The 26,218-nt window shown below is 70.3% G+C and carries 22 protein-coding genes; 6 read left to right on the forward strand and 16 right to left on the reverse strand.

The features are described from left to right. Position 1: 1 nt before the first annotated feature. From PKD89_RS08500 to PKD89_RS08530, 7 genes are all read right to left on the reverse strand, one after another. Positions 2 to 4,498 carry an alpha-(1->3)-arabinofuranosyltransferase domain-containing protein gene (locus PKD89_RS08500; RefSeq protein ID WP_289010681.1) on the reverse strand — a complete coding sequence of 1,499 codons (4,497 nt, stop codon included), beginning with the start codon at positions 4,496 to 4,498 and terminating at the stop codon, positions 2 to 4. Between the two features lie 67 nt (positions 4,499 to 4,565). Further along, a complete protein-coding gene (locus PKD89_RS08505) occupies positions 4,566 to 4,958 on the reverse strand; it encodes a DUF2304 family protein (protein WP_287379240.1) in 393 nt (130 codons plus the stop codon). Positions 4,959 to 5,027: 69 nt separating this feature from the next. Beyond that, on the reverse strand, positions 5,028 to 5,774 hold the full coding sequence (locus PKD89_RS08510) for a glycosyltransferase family 2 protein (protein ID WP_287379241.1): 747 nt from the start codon (positions 5,772 to 5,774) through the stop codon (positions 5,028 to 5,030). 56 nt (positions 5,775 to 5,830) lie between these two features. After that, positions 5,831 to 6,121, reverse strand: a complete 291-nt coding sequence (locus tag PKD89_RS08515) for a hypothetical protein (protein ID WP_287379242.1) — start codon at positions 6,119 to 6,121, stop codon at positions 5,831 to 5,833. Positions 6,122 to 6,258: 137 nt separating this feature from the next. Further along, a complete protein-coding gene (locus PKD89_RS08520) occupies positions 6,259 to 7,218 on the reverse strand; it encodes a hypothetical protein (protein WP_287379243.1) in 960 nt (319 codons plus the stop codon). Beyond that, entirely contained in the window at positions 7,211 to 7,915 is a 705-nt protein-coding gene (locus PKD89_RS08525) for a PGPGW domain-containing protein (protein ID WP_287379244.1), read from the reverse strand. The genes PKD89_RS08520 and PKD89_RS08525 overlap by 8 nt, the downstream gene beginning before the upstream one ends. A gap of 31 nt (positions 7,916 to 7,946) precedes the next feature. Then, positions 7,947 to 9,668, reverse strand: coding sequence for an AMP-binding protein (locus PKD89_RS08530; RefSeq protein ID WP_287393872.1), 1,722 nt, complete (start codon positions 9,666 to 9,668; stop codon positions 7,947 to 7,949). 79 nt (positions 9,669 to 9,747) lie between these two features. Here PKD89_RS08530 and PKD89_RS08535 point away from each other — a divergent pair, with 79 nt between their 5' ends. Then, positions 9,748 to 10,380, forward strand: a complete 633-nt coding sequence (locus PKD89_RS08535) for a DNA-3-methyladenine glycosylase 2 family protein (protein ID WP_287379246.1) — start codon at positions 9,748 to 9,750, stop codon at positions 10,378 to 10,380. A gap of 114 nt (positions 10,381 to 10,494) precedes the next feature. Then, positions 10,495 to 11,583, forward strand: coding sequence for an S-(hydroxymethyl)mycothiol dehydrogenase (locus PKD89_RS08540; protein WP_349257333.1), 1,089 nt, complete (start codon positions 10,495 to 10,497; stop codon positions 11,581 to 11,583). A gap of 54 nt (positions 11,584 to 11,637) precedes the next feature. Here PKD89_RS08540 and PKD89_RS08545 read toward each other — a convergent pair whose 3' ends face one another. From PKD89_RS08545 to PKD89_RS08585, 9 genes are all read right to left on the reverse strand, one after another. Further along, positions 11,638 to 13,989 carry an excinuclease ABC subunit UvrA gene (locus tag PKD89_RS08545; protein ID WP_287379248.1) on the reverse strand — a complete coding sequence of 784 codons (2,352 nt, stop codon included), beginning with the start codon at positions 13,987 to 13,989 and terminating at the stop codon, positions 11,638 to 11,640. A gap of 89 nt (positions 13,990 to 14,078) precedes the next feature. Further along, the gene (locus tag PKD89_RS08550; RefSeq protein WP_287393870.1) at positions 14,079 to 15,125 is read right to left on the reverse strand and encodes an ABC transporter ATP-binding protein; all 1,047 of its coding nucleotides are present in this window, start codon (positions 15,123 to 15,125) and stop codon (positions 14,079 to 14,081) included. 1 nt (position 15,126) lies between these two features. Next, the gene (locus tag PKD89_RS08555; protein WP_289010682.1) at positions 15,127 to 16,431 is read right to left on the reverse strand and encodes an ABC transporter ATP-binding protein; all 1,305 of its coding nucleotides are present in this window, start codon (positions 16,429 to 16,431) and stop codon (positions 15,127 to 15,129) included. After that, complete coding sequence (locus PKD89_RS08560) at positions 16,428 to 17,387, reverse strand: ABC transporter permease (protein WP_324332380.1); 960 nt, start codon at positions 17,385 to 17,387, stop codon at positions 16,428 to 16,430. The genes PKD89_RS08555 and PKD89_RS08560 overlap by 4 nt, the downstream gene beginning before the upstream one ends. Further along, the gene (locus tag PKD89_RS08565) at positions 17,380 to 17,784 is read right to left on the reverse strand and encodes an ABC transporter permease (protein WP_289010684.1); all 405 of its coding nucleotides are present in this window, start codon (positions 17,782 to 17,784) and stop codon (positions 17,380 to 17,382) included. The genes PKD89_RS08560 and PKD89_RS08565 overlap by 8 nt, the downstream gene beginning before the upstream one ends. Beyond that, entirely contained in the window at positions 17,781 to 18,326 is a 546-nt protein-coding gene (locus PKD89_RS08570) for an ABC transporter permease (RefSeq protein ID WP_289010685.1), read from the reverse strand. Before PKD89_RS08570 ends, PKD89_RS08565 begins: the two co-directional genes overlap by 4 nt. Positions 18,327 to 18,347: 21 nt before the next feature. Further along, on the reverse strand, positions 18,348 to 20,060 hold the full coding sequence (locus PKD89_RS08575; RefSeq protein WP_289010686.1) for an ABC transporter substrate-binding protein: 1,713 nt from the start codon (positions 20,058 to 20,060) through the stop codon (positions 18,348 to 18,350). A 97-nt stretch (positions 20,061 to 20,157) separates the two neighbouring features. Continuing rightward, a complete protein-coding gene (locus PKD89_RS08580; protein ID WP_287379254.1) occupies positions 20,158 to 20,880 on the reverse strand; it encodes a ribosomal RNA small subunit methyltransferase I in 723 nt (240 codons plus the stop codon). Beyond that, the gene (locus PKD89_RS08585) at positions 20,862 to 21,614 is read right to left on the reverse strand and encodes a glycerophosphodiester phosphodiesterase (protein ID WP_287379255.1); all 753 of its coding nucleotides are present in this window, start codon (positions 21,612 to 21,614) and stop codon (positions 20,862 to 20,864) included. Before PKD89_RS08585 ends, PKD89_RS08580 begins: the two co-directional genes overlap by 19 nt. Positions 21,615 to 21,681: 67 nt before the next feature. Between PKD89_RS08585 and PKD89_RS08590 the strand changes: the two genes are divergently transcribed. From PKD89_RS08590 to pyk, 4 genes are all read left to right on the forward strand, one after another. Continuing rightward, positions 21,682 to 23,019 (forward strand): MFS transporter, encoded by a 1,338-nt coding sequence (locus PKD89_RS08590; RefSeq protein WP_287393170.1) that lies wholly within the window; start codon positions 21,682 to 21,684, stop codon positions 23,017 to 23,019. 57 nt (positions 23,020 to 23,076) lie between these two features. Next, the gene (locus PKD89_RS08595; RefSeq protein ID WP_287379257.1) at positions 23,077 to 23,868 is read left to right on the forward strand and encodes a transglutaminase-like domain-containing protein; all 792 of its coding nucleotides are present in this window, start codon (positions 23,077 to 23,079) and stop codon (positions 23,866 to 23,868) included. Between the two features lie 3 nt (positions 23,869 to 23,871). Continuing rightward, positions 23,872 to 24,699 carry a methyltransferase domain-containing protein gene (locus tag PKD89_RS08600; protein WP_287393168.1) on the forward strand — a complete coding sequence of 276 codons (828 nt, stop codon included), beginning with the start codon at positions 23,872 to 23,874 and terminating at the stop codon, positions 24,697 to 24,699. Positions 24,700 to 24,788: 89 nt separating this feature from the next. Continuing rightward, positions 24,789 to 26,216, forward strand: coding sequence for a pyruvate kinase (gene pyk / locus PKD89_RS08605; RefSeq protein WP_289010687.1), 1,428 nt, complete (start codon positions 24,789 to 24,791; stop codon positions 26,214 to 26,216). Positions 26,217 to 26,218 lie beyond the last annotated feature (2 nt).

Here is a 26,218-nt window from a genome sequence, read left to right on the forward strand (position 1 = left end):
GTCAGGTCTTCTCCCGGTCGAAATCGTCGTCCACCGTCCGTCGCCAGCCGCCGACGAGCCCCTCGACCACCACGTCGACGGCGAGCAGCGCCAGCGACACGAGCACCAGCCCATGGGCGGCGGAGAACAGGTTGGGCCACTCGAAGCCCAGCTCGTAGCCGTTGCGGATCTGCTTGGCGATGACGAACAGGCCGCCCAGGCCGTAGCCGCCGATCCCCACCACCCGCAGCGCCGGCCAGGCGGACGGATAGCGCAACACCAACGCGGTGAACGCGCCGGCGATCAGCCCGACGGGCAGCCCGAAAGCGAGCACGCCGACGACGGCGGCGCCGAGGCCGAGCAGGCCGGCCCGGACCCACGACCGGGGCGCCCCGAAGCGGTCGAGCGGGCTGAGCGGCACCACGTGGGACACCCGGGCCGAAGGACGGTTGACCCGTCCACCCAGCCACTTCGGGTCGAAGAACGCCATCCCCAGCGTGACCAGCAGGCCGATCAGCGAGAGGGCGAGTGCGATCCACACCGTCCGCTGCGGGGTCCATTCGATGACGATCTTGGCGTCGGGGCCCACTTCGCCGGGGTTGACCAGCCACCCGTTGGCGAAGCCGTTGATCAGCGTGGGCGGCCCCAGGTCGGTGCCGTCGGCGGTCGTCGCATGCCACCCGGGGTTGAACGACTGGCCCATCACCAACCAGTAGGGCTCGTCGGCGTCGGCGACCGACACCTCGTAGGTCAAACGCGACGTGCGCCCGGTCTCGGTGCGAGGCGCCGACTGGCCGGGCGCAGTGTTCGGGTCGACGCCCAGCCGTGGCGCCGCGGCGCCGCCCTTCAGATCGGTGCTGCCCAGTGGCTCGGCCGGGGTGGCCACCGCGTCGCCCCCGGCGGCCGAGGTGAGCCACAGCTCGTCGAGGTCGACACCCACGCTCAGGCCGGCGCCGCTGCGCAGCAGCGAGGCCTCGGGGCCGAGCTCGATCGTCGGACGCTCGTCGTCGGCGGTGCCCGAACCGGCGGGCGCCTCCGGGTCGCAGGTGCGTACCCCTGCCGGTTGGCGGTCGAGCAGTTCGTCGGCCGTCGCTTCGAGCCGGATGCCGATCGCCTGGCCGTCGAGCGACAACAGGTCGTCGCGGCAGACGCCGCCGAGATCGTCGAGTGGGGCGCCCATCGTCGGTCCGCCCCAACCCACCTCGGCGATGCCGATCGGCAGGTCCGCCTCGGAGTGGCTGAACCACTCCAGCGTGGTGCGAGGGTGGATCTCGTCGACGACCAGGCGAAGGTTGGTACCGCGCACCGCCTCGGGCACCTCGAGGCGGACGGTCGTCGTGTCGCCACGCGTATCGCCCGGCTTGGCCTCCGGCACCTCGATCGACGCCGAGGCCACACCGTCGCCCTCGAGATGGATGGATTTCGGTGTTGAGTGGCGTCCGTCGTTGAGGTAGCTGAACTCCAGCTCGTCGACGCTGATCGCCTTCGGATACTCGAAGTTCACCCAGGTGCCGCCCTGCGGGTTGGCCGGGCTCTGCCAGGCGGTGCTCAGGTCGCCATCGTTCGCCGATGCCGCACGCGCCCGCAGGCTGGCCAAACGTGCAGCGGAGCTGGCGGTGACGCCTCCCTCGTCGGCGCCGGGCACGCCGAGGATGGCGTCGATGCTCTCGTCGGGCTGGCCGAGGGACAGCCGGGCCAGCCCTCCGAGGGCAAAGCTGCGCTCAGCGGGCACCGACAGGGTGCGCACGATCGATGGCTCCTCGTCGTCGAGCACGCCCTCCTCGGGGTTGGCCGCCGCACGGCGTAACACGATCGCCAGCGGGTTGGACAGGCTGTCGCCGCCCAACGTGTCGAGCAGGTCGGTCGGCGGGCGCACCACCTGCTCGAGGGTGGTATCGGCCACCATCAGCTCGGCGATGCCCACCTCGGACACCTTGCCGTAGTCGGCCAGCTCACCCACGTTGGTGTCGAGGATCTCGACCCGCATCCGGGAGAACGTCCGCTCCGGGAAGTCGACCACCTGCCCCTCCGGGCTCAGCGATTCCTCCCCAAGGTCGACCTCGATCGGATCGGCGAAGACTCCGTCGCCGGAATCGAAGCTGAACTCGACCTGGGTCATGTGCCTGTTGCCCCTGCGCTGGCTCTGTACCAAGGTCACGGTGTCAGTAGTGACCGGCGAGTCCCAGGTGAGCTCGAGCGCATCCTGTTTGAGCTCGCCGAAGGCCCCGGTGCGCCATGCGGTGTTCAGCGAACCGTCCACGGCGAAGAACGGTTGGTCCCCGGGCGTGTAGCTGACCCCGTTGCCGTAGGTGGTCGCGTCCACGGTGGCACCGCCGCGGGTCTCCACGACGGTCTGGGTGTCGGTGTCGGTTTCGCCGTTTGAATCGCGGTCGGCCTCGGGGAACACGTCGAGGCGGTTGTCGCTGACGTCGGTGATGATCGGCTCCCGGTCGGCGCGCTCGGTGTAGCCGCGGTTCTCCCGGACCGAGCCCCAGCGCAGGCCCTGCTTGCGGTTGGAGTCGGTGACGATCAGCTCGGCCCCCGGCTCGGTGGCCAGCGCCCGCAGCGCGTCCGGATCGTCGGCGAAGCTGGCCGAGTACAGCACCGGCCGGTCCGGGTCGATCATCCCGGCGCCGGCCGCCGTGACCAGCCCGTGGGCGTCGCCGTCCAACAGGGTGGGGGCAGCGGCCGATTCGGTGCGCACCATCGGGCGGGGATCCTCGACCGGAACGATGCCGACCGACGGCGGGTCGGGCAACGCCGGGTCGGTCCCCAACTCGATCCCGTCCAACAGCGGCACGACCGGGTCGGGGCGATCGGACACGTCGGGGCCGAAGCCCACCGGATCGCCCAGACCGGGGGCCGACGTCACCTGATCCCAGAACGTCCGGGGACGGGGGGAGCGGTACCGACCGAAGCGCAGGTCGTTGCGGGCGACCAGGTCGCCGACCGACATCAGCTGCAGCATCGGGCCCAACGCCGCCGGGTTGGCCGTGCCCTCCTGGTAGGGCAGGTCGAGGGCCATCATCAGCTGGGCCGAGGCGAACGAGCCGTAGGGGATCAACTCGCGAGCGGCGTAGTCGCGGTCGATCAGGCCAGGGGTGACCGGGTCGACCGTGTTGCCCCAGGTGTAGCTGGCAAAGTCGATACCCGGCATCTCGAGCACGCGGGTGTCCCGGTCGCCGGCGTCCAGAGCCGCGGCCACCTCGTTCCAGTACTCGGGGATGTTTTCCGAGCGCTGCAGGTTGTCGTCGACCATCCGTCCGAGGAACAGCGGCGCCTGGTTGATGCCGATCAGCGCCACGATCACCAGGCTCAGCGGCACCCGCAGCCGGGGGCGCAGCGTGGCCACCGCCGAGATGCCGGCGGCGAGCAACACCGCCCCGCCGAGGGCGAGCAGGGGGAGGGCCCGCGGGGTGGACCGGAACGCCAGGCCGGCATCGGTGGTCGTCGCCGCCTTGAACAGCGCACCGGCGGGCGTGGGGGAGTCGAAGGGGTGGGAGGCGATGGCGGTCAGCGCACCGACGACGACCATCAGCACGAAGTACGCCCGGTAACGGAACCGGGTGAGGAACCCCGAGACCACGACCAGGGCGGGCAGCAGGAAGCTGACCACCAGCACCAGCGGGTTCTGCACCATCGTCACCGCGCCGGAGATCCACGGACCCAGCGAGTCGCTGCCGTAGAAGAACCAGTACCCGAGCCCCCGCATGATCTCCGGGGCCGACGACGCCCCTGCGACCACCTTGTAGGTCTCGGTGTAGTCGAGGATCGGAATGCCGTACTTGCCCTGCAGCATCAGCCCGGCCATCCACCACAGCGAGGTGATCAGCGTGAGCACGCCGATGCGGGCACCGACCGCCAACGCCCGGCCCCAGGTGATCTCCCGTTCGGCGAGCAGCGCGTAGAGCACCCACATGCCCGGGCCGATCATCACCAACAGCAACGAGGTGGCGTTGATGCCGCCGACGGTCATCGTGATCAGCGCGAAGGCGGCCGGATCCCGCCAGCCGCCGTGGCGCAGTGCCCGAGCGGTGAAGGCGATCAGCCACGGCAGCCCGGCGAAGGGCAACAAGATGATCGAGATGCGGGCCCCGTAGTGCAGCAGGTAGGGGCTGAGGGCATAGGCGAGCGCGGCGACGGTGACGCCGGGCAACTCCCAGCGCAGGGTGCGCAACATGAAGCGCACGCCCATGCCCGCCGCGAAGATGATCGTGCCCAACCAGATCCGTTGGGCGATCCAGTCCGGGACGCCGATCGTCTCGAAGAACCAATAGAACGGCCCGGCGGGCCACAAATACCCGATGTTCTGGTGGGTGACCGTGCCCAGCCCAACGCCGGTCTCCCACAACCAGGGGGCGTCGGCGAGCAGCTTGCCCGGGTTGAGGTACAGGTAGCTCTTCGTGTCGGCGCCGACCTGGCCGCGATGGGTCAACAGCAGCGGCACATAGGAGACGAGGGCCAGCGCAGCGACAGGCCAGGGCCTCCACTGCTCCAACCTGCCGAGGAGCCGTCTCATGACCCGGGCGATGATAGTGGGCGGCGCCGGATGATCTGCGCGGGCAACCGCTCACGTGCCGTGAGGCCTAGTCCTCCGGTGCAGGTGGGGATGGCGGGTCGGCGGCGGGCCGCTGATCCTGCACCCGGTAGGTGCGGGCGTCGAGCAGCGCCACCGCCTCGGCCAACGACCGGATGCGGGCCTCGAGCCGGCTGAGCTCGCGCACCGCCACCAGGGACATGCCGGAGGAGTAGGCGAGCACCAGCAGCGTCACCAACGCCAAGGGGGTTTCCAAGTGGAGGCGCCTGGCGGCCTGCTCGGCCAACGCCGGAGCGGCCGCCAGGGCCCCGACCAGCAGCCCGAGGGCCATCGTCGGAAAGGCGTACTTGATCCGCAGGCGCCCGAGGCGGACGAACCACAGGACCGTGCCCACCGACACGACCGCCCAGATCAGCGCCAGCCAGCGCCACATGTCGTTCATCTCGCCCCACCGATCCTGACGCCCGTTCGTCTCACGGCGTCAGCCCGTGTATCGCACCGCTCGTCGGTCTCATGAGGCGCGCCGGCGGCGCAGCAACATCAACGCCGTCCACATGCGGAGGTAGTGGAACCCCAGCCGGTGGCCCCGGTGCGAGGGAACCCCCGAGACCCGGGTGCGGCCGGTGATCGGCACCTCGGCCACGCTGAAGCCGAGCAGGTGGGCGGTGATGAGCGACTCGACCGATTCCAGGTAGTCGAGCGGGTAGTCGGCCGCGAACGACGCCACCAACGGTGCGGAGAAACCCCGAAACCCGCTGGAGGGATCGCTGTGGTGGGCGCCGGTATGCAGGCGCACCCCCAGACGCAGCCAGCGCATCGCCAGCGCCCGGTAGGCCGAAGGCCGGTAGTTGGGCGCCCGGATGTCGTCGTCGTGGCCGAACCGGGTGCCGATCACCAGGTCGGCGCCCTCGGCCAGCCCGGCGAGGATCCGCTCGATCTCCTCGGGGTCGTGTTGGCCGTCGGCATCGAGCTGCACAGCGCCGTCGTAGCCGGCGTCGTGGGCATGGCGAAACCCGGTCCGCAGCGCCGCCCCGATGCCCAGGTGTACCGGCATCGGGGCCACCGCCACGCCGGCGCGCCGGGCGATGGCAGCGGTGGCGTCGATCGAGCCGTCATCGACGACGAGCACGTCGAGGGTCGCCGAGGAGTCGCTCAGCGAAGCCACCCGCTGCAGGAGGGCGTCGATCGACTCCTCCTCGTTGAAGGCGGGAACGATGACCAGGATCCTCGGACGCCGTGCGGCCAGCTGTCCCTCCACGCAGCGCAGCCTACCGTCGCCGCGTCGCCCACCGATCGAGACGTGGGGCCGAGGTGCTAGGCCGACACCAGGCTGACGTTGCGTCGGGTGGCGGCCGACGGTCCGGAGGCGTGCCGGCCGTCGTCGGGCAGCGCACCGTCGGCGCCGGCGGCGCACTCGGGCGACACCCGGATGACCAGCAGCTCGTCGGTGCGAAAGCTGGCCACCCGCTCGGACCAGCAGTCGATCGCCTTGCGGGCATTGTTGGAGCGAAAGAACGTCGTCATCGTGCGTTCCGGCTGGTAGGCGTCGACGCCGTCGACCTCGTGGGTGGATCCGTCTCGCAAATGAACCTCGTAAGTGGCCATGTGTCGACCGTACGCCGGTCACCCTGTGCGGAGGAAGAGGACAAGGCTGTGTCTTTCGGGATATTTCTGTGGAGATGACGGTGCAGACGACCGCCCCGCTGTGGAGATCCTGTGGGCTACTCCACCGCGGCGAAGGGCTACATCCGGGCGATCGGGAGGGGTCGATAGCGGTGATGGCGGCGGGGGGCGCGGATGCCCGCCAGCTTGATCAGCTGTTGTACCCGGGCCCGTTGCCCGGCGTAGGGCGCCAACAGCTCGAGCATGCGCTGGTCGTCGGCCCGCTGCTCCCCGGCCAGGGCCCAGGCCACGGTCGAGGGGAGGTGAAGGTCGCCGAGCAGCACCGCATCGGGATCGCCCATCGCCACGCGGGTGGCGATCGAGACGGTCCAGGGGCCCAGGCCGGTAATGGTGCACAGCCTGCGGCGAACCTCGGCGGCCGGGTGTCGTGTGACGAGCTGATCGAGCGACGACGCCCGTCGGGCCAGGCCGATCATCAGGTCGCCACGGGAGCGCTCGACGCCGAAGCCGTGTAGCTCGTGGGCGGTCAGGGTGGCGATCACACTCGGCTTCGGGGGCACGACCAGGCGGTCGGGGTCGGGGATCAGCCGGTCGAGGTGCGGGTGTGAGGGTGCCGCCTCGCCGTAGGCCCAACACATCCGGGTCCAGGCGCCGTGGGCCTCGCCGGCGGTCACCCGTTGGCCGAGCACGGCGGGGAGGAGGGCACCGGTCAGGTCGCCGGTGGCGCCCATGCGATACCCGGTGCTGCGGCGGGCCAGGCGCGCCAGCGCCGGCGGCCGAGCGTCGATGAGTGCCCGATGGTGATCGTCCAGCCCCACCAGCGTCGGGACCAGGGCGATCGCCTCCGCAGCGCCCGGCCCGGCGGCGACGGCGATGAGGGCCCCGTCGGCGACGCGCAGGGCGAGGGTGGCCACCCCCGACGGCCAGCGGCCGGCCCAGCGGGCCCGATCGGGCCACAGCCGGCGGGTGGGTGTCGAGCCGCCCCGCAGCCGCCCGAGCGTGGCGCGCAGGTCGAGTGGCCGGGCGAGCGCCCAGGTGCCACGCTCGGCGGCGGTGGCGTTGGCGGAGGGGTCAGACACCGGTCTTGAGGTAGATCCCGACCGCAATGCCCGATGCGGTGAGCAGCCCCATCACCAGCCAGGTGGAGCGGGGGATCGAGCCGTCGGCGGGTACCCCCGGAACCTTCTCCCGGATGTAGTGCAGCGCCCGGTCGGCCCAGGCGACGTCCTTGGACAGGATGGCCAGCCCTGCGGCGATGGCCAGAGCCCCGGGCCCGGGGGCCATCAACATGATGATGCCGGCGAGAATCACCACCGTGCCCAGGCTGATGCGGCCGAGGCGGATGAGCACGTTGCGGCTCGCCTCCTCCTCGCTGTCCTCGCCGTGCCCGGTGGCGTACTCGGCGGCGATCGCCGCCGCCCTCAGTCGGCCACGCTGCTTGGGCTCCATCAGCACGTCGGAGGAGCGCCGAAAACGCGGGCGCTTGGGTCGGCGAAACATGGCGACGCTCGGGTTGGACGCCCCGGGGCGAAAGCGACGGGCCCGCGTCGAACCTGGCGTCGTGTCGTCGTTGGCGGAGCCCGCCGACCCCTCGCCGGACCGCCCGGCATCGTCGGACTGCTCGGCTTCGTCGGCCAATCCGGATTCGGGGGCCAACTCGGGTTCGTCGGTGACCTCGGGTTCGCAGGACCCCCCGGCGTCATCGGCCAATCCAGGCTCGGCCGGCGCCTCGGGCGTCCCGTCCTGCCCGTAGCCCTCTCTCGCGGCGCCCCTCATCCGACCAATCGTACCGCCGCCTCGGTCGTGGCTAAACCGATTCGTTGGGAGCGTGGGGCTCGGAGGGGTCCGGGGCGAGCTGTGCCCGAGCCCACGGGTAGTCCGGCTTGCCGCTCGGCGACCGCACCACCTGGTCGACGAGCACCAGACGGCGAGGCAGCTTGTAGTCCGCCAGGTGCGCCCGCCCGAACTCCCGCAGCTCGTCCAGGCTCAGCCGAGCGCCCGGGCGCAGCGCCGCCACCGCTCCAACCGCCTGACCGAAGCGGGCATCCTCGGCGGGGGCGACGACCAGGTCGACCACCGACGGGTGATGGGCCAGTCGTTCCTCGACCTCCTCGGCGAACACCTTCTCGCCGCCGGTGTTGATGCACGCCGACTCCCGGCCGAGCAGCTCGATGTTGAGCCGATCCCCGGAGCGCCGGTACCGGGCCCGATCGCCGGTGACCGCCAGGCGCCGGCCGCCGAGGACGGGGAAGGTGCCGGCGGTGCGTCCCGGGTGGCCGAGGTAACCCAGCGGCACCCGGCCGCTGCGGGCCAGCCAGCCGACCTCCGAGCTCGGTCGACCCTCGGGTGGGGGTTCGATCAGCGCGTCGGCCGCGTCGTTGACGATCACGGTGCCGGCGCCGGGGCGAAACGCCCGCGCCTCGGCCTCGACCGTCATCCCGGGGGGGCCGGCGCGGTGACGGTGCACCGCTTGGCGACCGGACTCCGAGCTGCCGAGCACGTCGACGATGCTCAGGTGGGGCCAGCGTTCGGCCAGCTCCGACTTGACCGACGGGGAGAGGATCGCACCTCCGGTCAGCAGGTGGCGGAGGCTGGGGAGTTGCCGGTGACGGCGGCGGTCGGCCTCGAGCAGCGGCCGGGCGAAGGCATCGCCGACGATGATCAACGCGGTTGCCTCGCCCCACTCGACCGCATCGAGCACCGCATCCGGGTCGAAGCGCTCGGGGTGCTCGGGCAGGATGACCGTGCCACCCTTCAACCAGGCGGCCAGCGCATTCCAGTGGGCGGCCCCGTGCATGAACGGCGGCGCCGGCAAGGTGATGGGCGGAGCGTCGGGCAACGACGCCGCCCACGCCTCGGCACCAACCTCGTCGGCGAGTTCGCCCGGGTGGAACCCCAGCGCCGACACGGCGAAGTCACTCTGGCGCCACAGCACCCCCTTGGGCGTGCCGGTCGTGCCGCCGGTGAACACCACATAGCGGTCCTCGTGGCTCCAGGCCGCACGCACCTCGTCGGGCAGCGCCCCGGCGCCGGCGAGCACCTCCTCGTAGTCGAGCGCCCCGGGCAGGAGGGGATGGCCGGAGTCGTCGGGCACCCGCAGGATCAGCCGGGGGCGGTGCGCCAAGCGGGGGAGGGCCTCCGACAGGGTGGGGGTAAACGCCTGGTGATAGACGACCGCTTCGGGTTCGGCGTCGTTGAGCAGATCGACCAGCTCGGTCGCCCGGTAGCGGTAGTTGACGTTCATCCCCGTCGCCCGGGCCTTCCAGGCGCCGACCATCGCCTCCAGGTACGCGGGGTGGTTGTGCATGTAGAGGGCGACCCGCGGGTTGGGGCACCGCCACGGCTCGGTTGGCGCCGCTGCCGCAACCGGGGGAGCGACGATGCCGGCCTCGACCAGCGCCGCCCCGAACGCATCGGTACGCCGGGCCAGGTCGGCCCACGTCGTCGTGCGGTCCGGGGTGCGCATCGCCGGACGATCAGGCCTGGCCCGGGCGATGGCATCGAACAGGGTCGGGAAATGAGGTTCCACGTCAGGGACCGTACCGGGCCCGAATATGAAATGGCTTCGGAGAGTGCTCGGCGGGCCGCATACGTGGCAGGCTCGGTCGATGGCACGGGCTGCCCGCTGGGTCTACGAGGGGGTTCGGGAGCTGCGGGGAGTCAGCCCGCAGCTCGACACCTTGATCGATCGGCACGGCGCGCCGCCGTGGGGGCGTCCGATCCCGGTCGCCGACCGCTTCCCAACCCTGGCGCGGGGCATCGCCTACCAGCAGCTGGCCGGCGCCGCCGCCGCAGCGATCTGGGGGCGAGTCGAGGCGGCATCCGGCGGTGCCCCGGTCCACCCAGCCGCCCTGCTGGCCGTGCCCGAGGCCGAGCTGCGGGCCGCCGGGCTGTCCCGGGCGAAGGTGGCGGCGCTCCGGGACCTGGCGGCCCGTGTGCTCGACGGCCGGCTCCGCCTGGGTCGGCTCGGGACGATGGGCGACGAGGAGGTCACCGAACGGCTGGTCAGCGTGCGAGGCATCGGTGAATGGTCGGCGCAGATGTTTCTGATCAGCGCGCTGCGACGACCCGACGTGTGGCCCTGCGGCGACGTCGGCGTGCGGGCCGGCTGGGGCAAGGCGCATCGCACCGAGGCGCCGTCGGTCCATCAGATGCCCAAGCTGGGCGAACCGTTTCGGCCCTACCGTTCCCTGGTCGCCTGGTACTGCTGGCAGAGCGCCGATACCGCCCTCCCCGAGTAGGGGGGTTCCGCTGGGGGCATGGGTGCCACCCGGGCAGTGCGGGCGGTCGGAACGGCCGAAAGACGAGCGGACGGCCGACTAGCTTCGGGCTGACAGCCAATCGAGGGGGACCAGATGTCGATGACCGTTCGTGGAGTGATCGCGCGCAGCAAAGGCGCACCGGTCGAGGTGACCGACATCGTCGTCCCCGACCCCGGTCCGGGCGAGGCCCGGGTGACCGTGCAGGCCTGCGGTGTCTGCCACACCGACCTGCACTACCGCGAGGGCGGCATCTCCGACGACTTCCCGTTTCTGCTCGGCCATGAGGCGGCCGGCATCGTCGAGTCGGTCGGCGAGGGGGTCACCGAGGTCGAGGTGGGCGACTACGTCGTGCTGAACTGGCGGGCGGTGTGCGGCGAGTGCCGGGCGTGCGCCAAGGGCCAACCTCAGTACTGCTTCAACACCCACAACGCCACGCAGCAGATGACCCTCACCGACGGCACGCCGCTGTCGCCCGCACTGGGCATCGGCTCCTTCTGCGAGGCGACGCTGGTGGCCGCCGGCCAATGCACCAAGGTGAACCCCGAGGCCGATCCGGCTGCAGCGGGCCTGCTTGGGTGCGGCGTGATGGCGGGCTTCGGCGCAGCGGTCAACACCGGCGAGGTGTCACGTGGCGATTCGGTGGCCGTCTTCGGCTGCGGTGGTGTGGGTGACGCCGCCATCGCCGGCGCAGCGCTGGCCGGGGCCACCACGATCATCGCCGTCGACCGCGACCCGAAGAAGCTGGAGTTGGCCACGCAGTTCGGCGCCACCCACACGGTCGACGCCTCGTCGGTCGACCCGGTCGAGGCGATCCAGGACGCCACCGGCGGGTTTGGCGCCGACGTCGTGATCGAGGCGGTCGGGCACCCCGAGGTTCTCAAGCAGGCGTTCTACGCCCGCGACCTGGCCGGCACGATGGTGCTGGTCGGCGTGCCCACCCCCGACATGGTCATGCCCGAGCTGCCGATGATCGACTTCTTCGGCCGCGGCGGGGCACTGAAGCCGTCCTGGTACGGCGACTGCCTGCCGAGCCGCGACTTTCCGGCGCTGACCGACCTGTACCTGCAGGGCCGGTTTCCCCTCGACAAGTTCGTCACCGAACGCATCGGCATCGACGATGTGGAGGAGGCTTTCACCAAGATGGGCACCGGCGACGTCCTGCGCAGCGTTGTCGAACTGTAGGGCTGGGTCCCCGCTTCGCTGAGACCGTTCAGGCCACGGAGGCTGGCTCGCCGCTTACCGGCCGACGTAGGCGGCGAGGTGCTCGCCGGTGAGGGTGCTGCGATCGGCGGTCAGGTCGGCGGGCGTGCCCTCGAACACCACCCGGCCGCCGTCGTGGCCGGCGCCGGGACCGAGGTCGATGATCCAGTCGGCGTGGGCCATCACCGCCTGGTGGTGTTCGACGACGATGACCGACTTTCCGGAGTCGACCAACCGGTCGAGCAGGCCGAGCAGGTGCTCGACGTCGGCGAGGTGCAGCCCGGCGGTCGGCTCGTCGAGCACGAACACGCCGCCCCGTTCACCCAGGTGGGTGGCCAGTTTGAGCCGCTGGCGCTCACCCCCGGACAGGGTGGGCAGGGGCTGGCCCAGCCCGATGTACCCCAGCCCGACGTCGACGAGCCGGGTGAGGATCTTGTGGGCCGCCGGAAGCGCAGCCTCACCGTCGCCGAAGAACCGCTCCGCCTCGTCGACCGTCATCGCCAATACCTCTGCGATGTTTCTCCCGGCCAGGGCGTACTCGAGCACCTCCGGCTGAAACCGCTTGCCCTCGCAGTGCTCACACGTGGTGGCCACGCCGGCCATCACGCCCAGATCGGTGTAGAGCACGCCGGCGCCCTTGCACTCGGGACAGGCGCCCTCGGAGTTGGCGCTGAACAGCGCCGCCTTCACGTCGTTGGCCTTGGCGAACGCCTTGCGGATCGGGTCGAGCAACTTGGTGTAGGTGGCCGGGTTGCTGCGCCGGGAACCCTTGATCGCGCCCTGGTCCACCTCGACCACCCCGTCGCGCCCCGCCAACGATCCGTGGAGGAGCGAGCTCTTGCCCGACCCGGCCACGCCGGTGACGACGACCAGCACCCCGAGGGGGATGTCGACGTCGACATCGACCAGGTTGTGAGCGTTGGCGCCCCGGATCTCCAGCACACCCTTCGGTGCCCGCACCGCCGCTTTGAGCGTTGCCCGGTCGTCCAGATGGCGACCGGTGATCGTGTCGCTCGCGCGCAACCCCTCGACCGTGCCCTCGAAGCACACGTGGCCTCCGCCCGTGCCGGCACCGGGGCCCAGGTCGACGACGTGGTCGGCGATGGCGATCGTCTCGGGATCGTGCTCGACGACCAGCACGGTGTTGCCCTGGTCCCGCAACCGCAGCAACAGCGAGTTCATGCGCGCCACATCGTGGGGATGCAGCCCGATCGTCGGTTCGTCGAAGACGTAGGTGACGTCGGTGAGCGACGAGCCGAGGTGGCGGATCATCTTGACCCGCTGCGCCTCACCGCCCGACAGCGTGCCGGAGGGCCGGTCGAGGCTGAGGTAGCCCAGGCCGATGTCCTCAAACGAGTCGAGCACGTGCCGGAGCCCCGAGAGCAGCGGCGCAACCGACGGCTCGTCGAGCCGGGTGACCCAGCCGGCCAGGTCACCGATCTGCATCGCGCACAGCTCGGCGATGTTGGCGCCGTCGATCGTCGAGGCTCGGGTCTCGTCGCTCAGCCGGGTGCCGTCGCACCCGGTGCAGGTCGTGAACGTCACCGCCCGCTCGACAAAGCGGCGGATGTGGGGGAGCATCGCCTCGACGTCCTTGGACAGGATCGACTTGCGCACCTGTCCGATGAGACCCAGATAGGTCAGGTTGGTGCCGTCCACCTTGATCTTGGTCGCCTCCTTGTACAGGAGGTCGTCGAGTTCGGCGGCGCTGAACTCGACGATCGGCTTGTCCGGGTCGAACCAGCCGCAGCCGCGATAGATCCGGCCGTACCAGCCGTCCATGCTGTAGCCGGGGACGGTGATCGCCCCCTCGTTGAGCGACTTGGTGGCGTCGAAGATCGCCGACAGGTCGATGTCGTCGATCGCTCCCATGCCCTCGCAGCGCGGGCACATGCCCCCGGTGATCGAGAAGCTGCGGGTCTCGCTGGTCGTTCGCCCCTGCTTCTCGAAGCGGACCCGCCCGGAGCCGCTGATCGAGGCCACGTTGAACGAATAGGCCTGGGGTGAGCCCAACCGCGGCGTCGCCAGCCGGCTGAACAGGATGCGCAACATGGCGTTGGCATCGGTCACCGTGCCGACCGTGGAGCGGGGGTTGGCCGCCAGGCGCTCCTGATCGACGAGGATCGCTGTGGTCAGGCCGTCGAGCATGTCGACCTCGGGACGGGCCATCGTCGGCATGAACCCCTGAAGGAATGCGCTGTAGGTCTCGTTGATCAGCCGCTGGGACTCGGCGGCCAACGTGTCGAACACCAGCGAGCTCTTGCCCGAACCGGACACGCCGGTGAACACGCTCAGGCGGCGCTTCGGAAGCTCGACGCTGAGGTCGGCCAGGTTGTTGACCCGGGCGCCCACGACGCGGATCGTGTCGTGGGCGTCGGCGGGGTGCACCCCTACGTTCTACCTGTTCGAGCAGGCCCCCGCTTCGCTGTGACCGTTCAGGCCACGGAGGCCGGACTGCTGCCCGGTGGTGATCCGGCTCAGATGGTGGGGGCGTTCGCCTTGGTCATCGGGGTGTCGACCGCGGTCGGCGTCAGCGGGAAGTGGCAGGCCACCCAGTGATCGTCGTCGTCGCCGACACGGGCCATCTGGGGCTCCACCTGCGAGCAGATGTCCTGGGCGATCGGGCAGCGAGTGCGGAACCGGCAGCCCGACGGCGGGGTGATCGGCGAGGGCAACTCGCCCTCGAGACGGTGCTCGACGTCCTGGGGCACCTCGGGGTCGGGCACCGGGATCGACGAGATCAGCGCCCGGGTGTACGGGTGGGCGGGGGAGTCATAGAGCGTGTCCGGCGGGCCGATCTCGCACATCTTGCCCAGGTACATCACCGCCACCCGGTCCGAGATGTTCTTGACCACCGCCAGGTCGTGGGCGATGAACACCAGCGTCAGGCCGTAGCGCTGCTTCATCTCCTCGAGCAGGTTGAGGATCTGGGCCTGCACCGACACGTCGAGCGCCGACACCGGCTCGTCGCAGATGATCAGCTTCGGGTCGGTGATCACCGCTCGGGCGATCGAAATGCGCTGGCACTGGCCGCCGGAGAACTCGTGTGGCTTGCGGTCGCCGGCCGCCTCCGGGTCCACGCCGACGTCGGCCAGTGTGGTCGACGCTTTGGCGGTCCGCTCGTCGTTGGTGCCCAGGTTCCAGATGTTGAGCGGCTCGGCGACGATGTCGATCACCGAGCGGCGCGGGTTGAGCGACGAGATCGGATCCTGGAAGATCATCTGCATCGTCGGCCGGGTGGCCCGCAGCGCCTCGCCCTTCAGCGAGGTCAGCTCCGTGCCGTCCAGCGTGACCGTGCCCCGGGTGGGAGGCGGCAGCTGCATGATCGCCTTGCCGGTCGTCGACTTGCCGCAGCCCGACTCGCCCACCAGGCCCAGCGTTTCGCCGGGGGCCACATCGAAGCTGATGTTGGAGACGGCGTTGACCTTGCGCCCGCCCTTGGCGGGAAACTCCATCACCAGGTTCTCCACCCGAAGCAAGACCTCGTCGGCGGGGCGCAGGTGCGCTGTTCCGGAACCAGCCATCTCAGCTCTCCTCGGTCGCCGCGGGCGACCCGTCGGCCTGGGTGTTGATGTGTGGGGGGGTGATCGTGTTCGTTTCGTCGCTGCCCGCCGGTCGGTCCGCCTGGGCGCGGTCGGCCTGCTCGGCCAGCTGTGACCGCACCGATGCATGGGACGACGGCGAAACCGTCGTTTCGTCCAGCACCACCTCATCGCCGGGCAGCGACACCCCGGCGCGCCGCAACTGCACACGGATCTCGTCGTTGGCCGGGGAACCGACCGGGAAGTGGCAGGCGTAGAAGTGGCCGGGAGCGGTCGGGCTTTCGATCAGCTGAGGTTCCTCGGTGCGGCAGCGGTCCTGCGCATAGGGGCACCGGGGGCTGAAGCTGCATCCCTCCGGAGGGTTGACCAGGTCGGGCGGCCGTCCGCCGATGGCCACCAGACGGGTGTGCGACGCCATCTCCAGCTTGGGGATCGCGGCGAGCAACGCCTCGGTATAGGGCATCTTCATCTCGCGGAACAGCACCCGGGTCGGGGCGCGCTCGACGATGCGCCCGGCATACATCACCGCGATCTCGTCCGCCCGGGAGGCGACGACGCCCAGGTCGTGGGTGACGAGGATCATGCCCATGTAGCGCTCGCGCTGCTGTTCGGCCAGCAGGTCGAGCACCTGGGCCTGCACGGTAACGTCGAGCGCTGTGGTCGGCTCGTCGGCGAAGAGCAGTTTGGGACCGCACGCCAGGGCGATGGCGATCACGACCCGCTGGCGCATGCCGCCGGACATCTCGTGGGGATAGACGTCGATGCGCTTGTGGGGCTCGGGGATGTGGACCGCCTCGAGCAGCGCCATGGTGCGCTCGCGGGCCTCGCTCTTGGACAGATCGAGGTGCACCCGCATGCTTTCAGCGATCTGGGCACCCACCTTCATCACCGGGTTGAGGGCGGTCATCGGATCCTGGAAGATCATCGCCATCTCGGTCGCCCACAGGTCGCGGTATTCGGCCTCGGACAGGTCGGTGATCTCCCGACCGCTGAGGCGCACGGTGCCCGATCGCTCGACATTGCGCCGGGGCGTGAGCCCCATGATCGAACGGCTGGCAACCGACTTGCCCGAGCCGGACTCGCCGACGATGCCGAGCGTCTTGCCCCGCTCGACGGTCAGGCTGAGCCCGTCCACCGCGCGCACCATGCCCCGCGGGGTTCTGAACGCCGTGTGCAGGTCGGTGACCTCCAAGAGAGGAGCGTTGGCGGAGTCCGTGCCACCCGAGGTGCCCTCGGTTGGCCGGGTCGTTGGATGGTCGGTTGCCGCAGCATTGGTTCCAGGGCTCACAAGAGGCTCTCTCTCACGTTGAATCGCTTTTGGATGACATCGCCCAGAAAGTTCAGGGACATGACGGTGAAGAAGATGAAGATGGTCGGCGCGATCACCATCATCGGCACCCGCCGCAGCTCGGGCTTGCCCGCCGCCAGGATGTTGCCCCAGGACGGGGTCGGCAGCTTGACGCCCAAGCCGAGGAAGGCCAGGCCGGCCTCGGCCACGATGGCGACGCCGATCGCCAGCAGGGTGATCGCCATCATGGCGGGGAGGACGTTGGGCAGCCCGTCACGGAACACCCCCCGCCACGGTTTGGCGCCCATCGCCCGGGCGGCCATGACGAAGTCGCGGTCGGCCCACGCCAGCGTGTTGGCTCGCGTGATCCGGGCGAGCAGCGGGATGGCGATGATGCCCAACGCCGCCATCAACACGACGATCCGCTTGGCGACCGAATCCTGGGGCCCGTTGGCGAAGACCGAGACCAACAGCAGCGCCAACACCAGCTGCGGGAATGCCAGCAATGCGTTGAACGTCGGCGACAGCACGGCATCGGTCTTGCCCCGGAAGTAGCCGGCGGCCAGGCCGAGCAGCCCACCGACGAGCAGCCCGATGGCGATGGCGCCGACCGCGATCACCAGTGTCCACTTGGCGCCGTTGATCAGCCGGCTGAACAGGTCGCGCCCCACCTCGTCATAGCCGAGGATGGCGGCGCCGGAGGGGCCTTTGCGAGCGTTGATCGGGTTGGCGGCGGTCGGGTCGACGAGAAACAACGGGGCGAAAATCGACGCCAACGTGATGACGGCCAGCCAGGCGATCGACAGCCAGGCCCCGATGCCGAGGGGTGCCCGCTGGTCGGTGGGGATCAGCTCATCGGGTCCGGATGCGGTCATCGAGTCGAGCGCGCTGACCGGCCGTACGGGCGCGGCGGCCTCCTCGAGGAGGTCTTCGGTCGAGGTTGGGGTCTTAGGCATTGCGGATCCTCGGGTCGACGAAGCCGTAGAGGATGTCCACGGCGATGTTCACCAGCACGAACAGGATGGCCATCGCCGCCACGAAGGTCTGAAGGGCGCCGTACTGCCGGGACAGGATGGCCTGGGCGGTGAGCGTGCCCAGCCCCGGGATGCCGAAGATCACCTCGACGATCAGTGCGGAGCCGATCATCGTGCCCACCGACAGGCCGGCGACGGTCAGCAGCGTGATCGACGACGCCCGTAGGGCGTGGCGCCACATGATGCGCCGAGGCGACAGCCCCTTGGCCCGGGCCATCGTGATGAAGTCCTGGCGCAGGGTGGCGATCAGGTCGGTCCGCAGCAGGCGCATGTAGATCGCCGCCGGACCGAGCGACAGCGCGAAGGCCGGGATGATCACGCGCCGGAGGTGACCGATGGTGTCGTACCAGGGGTCCCGCCAGCCGGACGGGGGTAACCAGTGCAACTTGACGCCGAGCACGTACGCGAGGTCAACGTGAGCGCGAAGCCGGGTATCGACAGTGCTGCATAGGCCGAGTTGGAGATCATCTTGTCGATCCAGCCCCCCTCGTGGGAGGCGGAATGGATCGCCAAGGGGATCGCCATCGCCAGGGCGAGCACCTGGGCCCACAGCATCAGGATCGCCGAGGTTCGGATCGCCGGCCAGAACTGGTCGGCAACCGGCCGGTTGGATGACACGGTGTAGTAGTTACCCAGGTCGCCGGTGGCAAAGCCGCCCAGCCACTTGACGTAGCGCACGGGCACCGGGTCGTCCAGGTTGAGGTCGGCGCGGATCTCGTCTCGTTGCTGACCCTCGGCGAACGGGGCGATGACCGTCACCGGGTCGCCGGGGATGAAGCTCATCACCACCGCGGTAACGAACGTGACCACGATGACGACGAGCACCAACTGGCCGAGACGGGTAAGTATGAACTTGGCCATTGGCGTCAGGCTCCCTTGGGACTATTCATCGATCGTCTTCACATCGACGGGGATGTAGTCGACCTCGGCCTCCGGAGGACACGAGACGCCCTTCCGGCACAGCCCGTGCACCGCATGTCCGCTGGACAGCCCCGGGAACGGCTTGGAACCGTCGGGGTTGTTGGGCCCGAGGATGCCCAGGACATCGGGCTGGGTGACGATCGCCCAGTGCGACGAGTAGGCCCATATGTTGAAGACCTCCTCGCTGAAGGTGCGGTTGACCTCCTCGTACAGCTCGGTCCGTTTGGCCAGGTCGGGTTCGGAGCGGGCCTCGACCATCAGGTCGTTGATCTTCTTTCCGCCCGGGTGCATCCACTCGCCGTCCTCGGTCTTGGCGTTGAAGCGTGCGAAGTTGGTCGGGCCGTCGGTCCACCACACCGACTGCAGGTCGGGCTCGGTGCCCGGGTGCAGCCGGAAGACCGACGCTTCGAAGTCGCCGCTGATCGCATCGTTGATCAGCTGGGCCTGGTCGATCGTCTTCAAGTTGATCGTGACCCCGCTTTCTGCGGCCAACTGCTGGAGCAACTGGCCGAGGCTGAGGACGGAAGGGACGACCGACATCTCGAACTCGAGCGGCTGGCCGGTCTCCTCGACGTACTTCCTGGCGTACTCCCGAGCCTTCTTCGGGTTGTACTCGGGGAAACCCGGGTCCTCGAGATAGCCGGGGCTGCCGGGCGGGAACGGCCCGCTGCGCTGTTCGGCCAGGCCGGCATAGACCGCCTGGTTGATCGCCTTCCGGTCGCCGCCGTAGGCGAGCGCCAGCCGGGCGTTCTTGTTGGAGAACGGCAGCTTGGAGTTGTTCAACATCACATAGCTGAGCTCGGCGAACTTGAACGTGTCGTACATGTTCAGGTTGCCGGTGTCGGCGTCGGTTCGGAAGTCGTCGACCACCAGGTCGTCAGACACGTGCATCGCGTCGATCTCGTCGCCGCGCAGCGCGTTGGAGCGAGCGTCCCCGTCGGGGATCGGCCGGAACTCCATGCCGTCGAGCAGCGGGTAGCCCTCGATCCAGTAGTCGGGGTTCTTCTTCAGCACCAGCTTGTCGCCCGGGCTCCAGCTTTCGAACATGAACGGTCCGGTGCCGATCGGCTTGGCATCGCACGTGTCGGGGTCGTCGAGCTGGGCCTGGGCCATCACCCCGAAGCGGTTGGAGCTGTTGAGGAAGGCGGGGAACGCCCGCCAGGGCACCCCGGTCGTCACCTTCACCGCGTACTCGTCGACGACGTCAACCGACGCGATGTTCCCGTAGATGAATTGCTGCAGCAGAGCGCTTCGGCCCGGGTACTGGCCCCGGTTGGCGTCGAGGTTGTTCTTCACCACCTGGGCGGTCAGGGGACTGCCGTCGTGAAACGTCACGCCCTTGCGCAGCGTGATCGTCCACTCGGTGTAGTCGTCGTTGGAGGTGACGTCCTTGGCGAGAAAAGGCACGTACTCGCCGTTCTCGTCCGGGATGGTGAGCGGGTCGTACAGCGCCCGGGCGGTCTGCAGCCCAGCGATGGCCAGTTGCCCTTCGGGGAGGCACCAGCCTCCGTCGTTCTCCGCCTCCATGCCGTAGATGACCGTGTTCTCGGCCGGAGGCGGGGTGCATGCGGCCAGCCCGGCGGCCAGCACGGCCAAGCCGATGAGGGCCCGGAGCGGCGACGCCCAGCGGGCGCGCGATCCGGTCGACTGCACGCTCGTGCCAGGTGCTTTCACGTGGTTGCTCGCTCGCTGATGTCGCACCCCTTCAAACCGTTGCGTCACACCCGAGGTGATCACAGCGTGTGACCCCCAACACAGGCGCGGCGACACTCTAGGGCATTGACGCGTCGCCGGCGCGAAGGGCGTCGACGACGACCACGTACTCCCCGCGCGCCTGACCAATCGGGGTGCTCAGCGTGCCGATCACCACCCGTTCGTGGGTCTTGGTCAGGTCCTTGGCCACCAGCGCCCGCCGGTCCGGTCCGCAGGCGTGCGCAAGGTCGGCGAGGGTCGCCTCGACCCGGCGGGGGCTCTCGAAGATCACGGAGGGCACGGCGCTGTGGGCGACCGCCTCGAAACAGCGGTGACGATCGGCGCCCGAGCGGGGCGGGAAGCCGGCCATCACGAACCCGGATCTCGCCCACCCGACACGGGCGAGCGCGTCCGAGACGGCGGAGCGCCCCGGCACGACGGCGACCGAACCCCCGGCGGCGCGGACCCCGGCGACGAGGCGCTGCCCCGGGTCGGAGATGGCGGGCAGCCCGGCGTCGCTGACCAGCCCGACCCGCCGGCCTGCGTCGAGCTGGGCGAGCGTCCAGCCGACGGCGGCCGCCTCGTTCTCCCGCCGAACCGAGCGCAGGCGCGGGGCGGCGATGCCCGCCGCAGCGAGCAGCCGACGGGTGCGACGGGTGTCCTCGCAGGCGAGGACGTCAACCCGCTGAAGCTCGAGGCGGGCGGCGGAAGACAGGTCGTCGACATCGCCGATCGGCGTGGCGATCACGACCAGGGTGCCCAAACCCGCTGACGCAGGCTCGTTCAGGTGACCGGATGCCATTGGTCTCGGCGCTTCAGCACGCCGCCCAGGTTTTCCAGGCTGTCGGTGATGATGCCGTCGACGCCCAGGTCGAGCAGGCGCTCGATCTCGGCCGGCTCGTCGATCGTCCAGACGTGGACGAGGACGTTGGTCCGGTGGGCACGGGCGACGCTCCTGCGGGTCACCAGCTCGACGTTGCGATGCGACGTGGGCACCTGGAGTACATCGAAGCCCCGGCCCACCCGACCGGCGCGCCATTGGGCGATCTCGCGCGGTGTGGCCGCCGTGCACGCCTTATCGCCCAGGTCGCGTCGCAACCGGATGAGCCGCTCGCTGGAGAACGAGGCCACACACACTCGGGGGAGGGCCTTGGTGCGGCGAAGCACGGCGCTCAGATGGGATGCGGCGGCATCGGACTTGGGGTCGATGTTGAAGCGGTGACCGGGGAACTCCTCGAGCAGCTCCTCCAACCTCGGGATCGGCTGGTCGCCCACCCTGGCCTTGGCCACCTCGGCGTAGGGCAGCTCCGCGATGGTGCCCTCCCGGTCGGTCACGCGGTCGAGGCGATCGTCGTGGAAGGCGACCAAGACCCCATCGGCGGTGGCGTGGGTGTCGGTCTCCAGAAACGGGTAGCCGGCGCTCAGCGCCTTTCGGAAGGCGGCGATCGTGTTCTCGGGCGCCTCCGATGCCCCGCCACGGTGGGCGATGGCGTGAGGGGTCGGGAGGTCGAGGTAGGGATGGAGCGTCGGTGCCACATCGGGGAGTCTCCCACCCCGGTCCGGCGATGCCCAGGATCGAACCGGACGCTGCCATCCTGGGGCCGTGCCGACCCCGTCGACCGACCGCCGCAGCGCCGCATCTCCGCGCGGCGAGGCACCGGTGGTCGGACTGCTGGCGCCGTTGTTGCCGGCGATCGTCGCCTCGATCCTGCCGGTCTTTCTCATCGGCGCCCTCGTCGGTCCGATGGGCTCGGAGTTCGGCTACCGGGAGACCACCGCCGGCTGGCTGATGGCCTCGTTCTTCGCCGTTTCGGCGCTCGTGTCCCGGCGCGCAGGATCGATCGCCGACTCGGTCGGCCCGGTGAGGACGCTGCAGGTCGGGCTGTCCGGCTCGGCCGTCACCGGGGCGACGATGGCGACGATCGCCGACTCGGTGCCCGTGCTGGCCGTGGCGATGATGGTTGGCGGCGGGTGCAACGCGCTCACCCAGATCGCCGCCAACGTGTACCTGGCCCGATACCTCCCGCCGGCCCGGCACGGCGTGGCCTTCTCGATCAAGCAGTCGGCCAACCCCGGCGGTGTGCTGGTGGCCGGACTGCTGTTGCCGACCCTGGTGCTGACCACCGGCTGGCGCAGCGCGTTCGGCGTCGCCTCCGGTGCCGCCCTGGCCGCTGCGCTGGGCCTGGAGGCGGTTCGACGTTGGCATCCCGGCCTGCGGGTGGCCAACCGCAGGCCTGCGGACGCCATGCCCGCCCCGGCGCCCGCCGCCAAGCCCGCCCCAGCGTCCGCCGCCATTCCCGCCCCAGGGCCCGCCGCCTCGCTCCCTACCCCGGCCTCGCCGCGGAAGGATCGGACGCTGGGGCTGGTGGCGGCTGCGGCTGGGTTCGGCTCGGCCAGCGCGGTGGCGCTCGGCGGCTTCTACGTCGAGTCGGCCCGGGACGCCGGCGTCGGCCTTGCCGCCGCCGGGCTGGCCGCCTCGCTGGGATCCGCCACCTCGATCGTCGGTCGCATCGTCGCCGGGGTGCGGGCCGACCGCACCGGCGCCTCACCCGAGCGGATCCTCGGCTGGGTGGCGGCAATGCTTGCGGTCGGCGCAGTGGCGCTCATCGGGTTCGGGCTGCGCACCCCGTGGGCGCAGTGGCTGGCGCTGCCCGGCGCCTATGGCATCGGATGGGCGTGGCCCGGCGTGTTCAACCTGGCGGTCGTCCGGGCCCGCCCCGACGAACCGGGACGGGCCACTGGCGTCAGCCAGACCGGCATCTACGTCGGAACCACGCTCGGCCCGCTGATCTTTGGGCCGGTGTCCGAGTCGCTGGGCTACCCGCTCACGTGGTCGACCGCTGCGCTGCTGGCGCTGATCAGCGCCGCCGGCATGCTCGCCGCCCGGCGCGACCTGGAGCGCTCCGCCCCCGCCACACCGCCCCGGGTGACGCAGGCGTGATCGTCTGGCCGCCAACAGCGCGGGGGCGATCGGCTGACGGCGCCGTAGGTTGACCACGTGGATGCGTCACACCAGCTGCTCGACGAACTGACCGGCGCCCCCGAGCGCGGACGCTTGGAGCGGGGCCTGATCGCCATCGCCGTCCACGCCGATCCGGCCCTGGACCCCGCGCTGGTCACCGGCCAACTCGATCGCCTGGCCGAGAAATACGGCCACGCCGACCCGGCCCGCCTGTGCGCCGGGCTGTTCGGCACCGACGGCTTTCAACCCAACATTCACAACTATTACGACCCCGCCAACTCGCTGGTCAACCGGGTGCTCGAGCGCCGCTTGGGCATTCCGCTGTCGCTGTCGGCCCTGGCCTTGGCCGTCGCCGAACGCTGGGACACGCCGCTGGTCGGGGTGGGCATGCCCGGGCACTTCCTTCTTGGTGAACCGGGCCGGGTCGACGGGGCGGGGCGCTACTTCGACCCCTTCGATCGGGGCCGTGCCCTGACGCCCGGCCAAGTGGCCGACCTCCACGTCCGGCTGCTCGGCCGTCCGCTCCCGCCCGACTCGCTCGACCCGGTCGACCATCGCGTCATGTTGGTGCGCACGCTCGCCAACCTGCGGATCGCCTACGGACGCCACCACGACCTTGAGGGGCTGGCCTGGGTGCTTCCGCTGCTCGCCCAGTGCTGTGCCTCCAAGATCGACGCCCAACAGGAACTTGCGGTCGTGCTCACCCGTCTGGGTCGCTGGGGTGCCGCCGCCACCGTGTGCATGGCGCTGGCCGAGGGCATCGACGACGACGAGCGTTCCAGCCGGTGGCGGGCCGAGGGCCGCCGCCTCAGCGCGCTGCTGAACTGAGCCGTGTCGGTGCCGGACGGCCCCAGCGACGGTCGATACACCCACGGCCATCACGAGTCGGTGCTGCGCTCCCACCGGTGGCGCACCGCCCACAACTCCGCCGCCTACCTCCTCGAGCGGCTCACGCCCGGGGATTCGGTACTCGATATCGGTTGCGGCCCGGGAACGATCACCGCTGATCTGGCGGCGCTGGTGGCCCCGGGGCACGTCGTGGCCCTCGACCGCAGCCCGGACATCGTGGACGAGGCGGTGGCGTTGGCCTCCGACCGGGGCCTGGACAACGTCACCGGGCACGTGGGCGATGTTCACTCCATCGAGTTCCCCGACGCTCACCTCGATGTGGTGCACGCCCACCAGGTGCTCCAGCACGTCGCCGACCCGGTGGCCGCGCTGACCGAGATGGCCCGCGTCGTCCGCCCCGGCGGGGTCGTCGCCGCCCGGGACGCCGACTACGGGGCCATGGGCTGGTACCCGGCCGACCCGCGGCTCGACCGCTGGATGGCGACCTACCAGTCGGTGGCCCGCCGCAACGGCGGCGAGCCCGATGCCGGCCGGCGTCTGCTGGCGTGGGCCAACCGGGCCGGCCTGCCCAACCCGGTCGCGTCGGCATCCACCTGGTGCTTCAGCACCCTGGAGGATCGGCGCTGGTGGGGCGGTCTGTGGGCCGACCGGATGCTGCACTCAACCCTCGCCGCTCAGGCGGTGGAGCTCGGTATCGCCGGTGCCGACGAGCTCGCCGAGTACGGCGCCGCTTTTCGGGAATGGGCCGAGCACCCAGATGGCTGGTTCCTCGTGCCCCACGGCGAGATCCTGGCCACGCTGGCCGAGTGACGTCCTGGCCAGGACGGCGGATCGAACCTCCGGGTCCGGGTCCAGGCTCGGGCCGAAGCGATCCGACATCGCCTCGTTAGGCTGGGATCATGCCCCGCCGCACCAAGATCATCGCCACGCTCGGGCCTGCGTCCGAGCCCGAGGAGACCCTTCGGGCCATGATCGAGGCCGGCTGCGACGTGGTGCGGCTCAACCTGGCCCACGGCACGGTCGGCCAGGCGATCGAGCGCATGCGGCTGGTGCGACGCCTGGCGGCCGAGACCGGGCGCGTCGTCGGCATCCTGGCCGACCTGCCCGGCCCCAAGGTGCGCCTGACCGAGTTCGTCGAGGGCGGCATGGTGCTGCACGAAGGCGACACGGTGTCGGTGGCACCGGGTACCGATCGCTCGGGTCCCGACGGGCTCTGGGTGGACTATCCGCTGCTGATCGACGACGTCGGTCCCGGCGACGTACTGACCGTCGGCGACGGCGGGGTCGCACTGCGGGTCACGTCCAACGACGGGGTATCGCTCAAGGCCACGGTCAGCGGCGAAGGCCTCATGCAAGGGCGTCCGGGGCTGCACATCCCGTCCGATCGGCTCACGATGGGAACGCCGACCGCCGAGGACCTGTACTTCCTCGATGCCCTGGTCGAGGAAGGCGTCGACATGATCGGCATGTCCTTCGTCCGCTCGGCCCACGACATCCGCCGGGTCGGGGTGGAGCCGCCGCCGCGGGGTCCGCTGATCGTCGCCAAGATCGAAACGAGGGCGGCGGTCGAAAACCTCGAGGGGATCCTCGAAGTGGCCGGAGCGGTCATGGTGGCGCGCGGCGACCTGGGCATCGAGTGTGGCATCGAGGAGCTGCCCCACCTGCAAAAGAGCATCATCCGCAGCTGCATCGCCTCGGGCCGGCCGGTGATCACGGCCACCCAGATGCTCGAGTCGATGGTGCATGCGGCCGCCCCCACGCGGGCCGAGATCACCGACGTGGCCAACGCCATCTTCGACGGCACGTCGGCGGTGATGCTCTCGGGGGAGACCGCCGTTGGGCACGACCCGGTCGAGGTGGTGGCGACGATGTCCCGCATCGCCGAGCGTGCCGATGCCGAGTTCGACTACGAGGCGTGGCCTCGCGGCATCCGCAACCTGCGCCGCACCGCCGCCACCTCGGTCGAAAGCTCGATCACCGACGCGATCAGCGGCGCCGCCTGGCGGGCGGCCACCGAGTTGGACGTCGCCGCCATCGTGTGCGTGTCCGACACCGGCTTCACCGTGCGCTCGATCGCCCGATTCCGCCCGTCGATGGGCATCATCGGGCTGTCGCCGTCTCAACGGACGGTCAACCAGTTGTCGCTGAGCTGGGGGGTCACGCCGATGGGGGCGCCCAGCCAGAATGACGATTCCAAGGTGGACGACCTGGCCACCCGGGTGCGCGACAGCGGACACGTGCGCTCCGGCGACCTGATCGCGGTGGTGTGGGGCTCGGGCATCGGCGTTCGCAAAACCGACACGGTGCGCCTGTTGCGGGTCCCGTGAGC

The organism is Candidatus Neomicrothrix sp. (assembly GCF_035329545.1).
Lineage (GTDB): Bacteria > Actinomycetota > Acidimicrobiia > Acidimicrobiales > Microtrichaceae > Microthrix > Microthrix subdominans.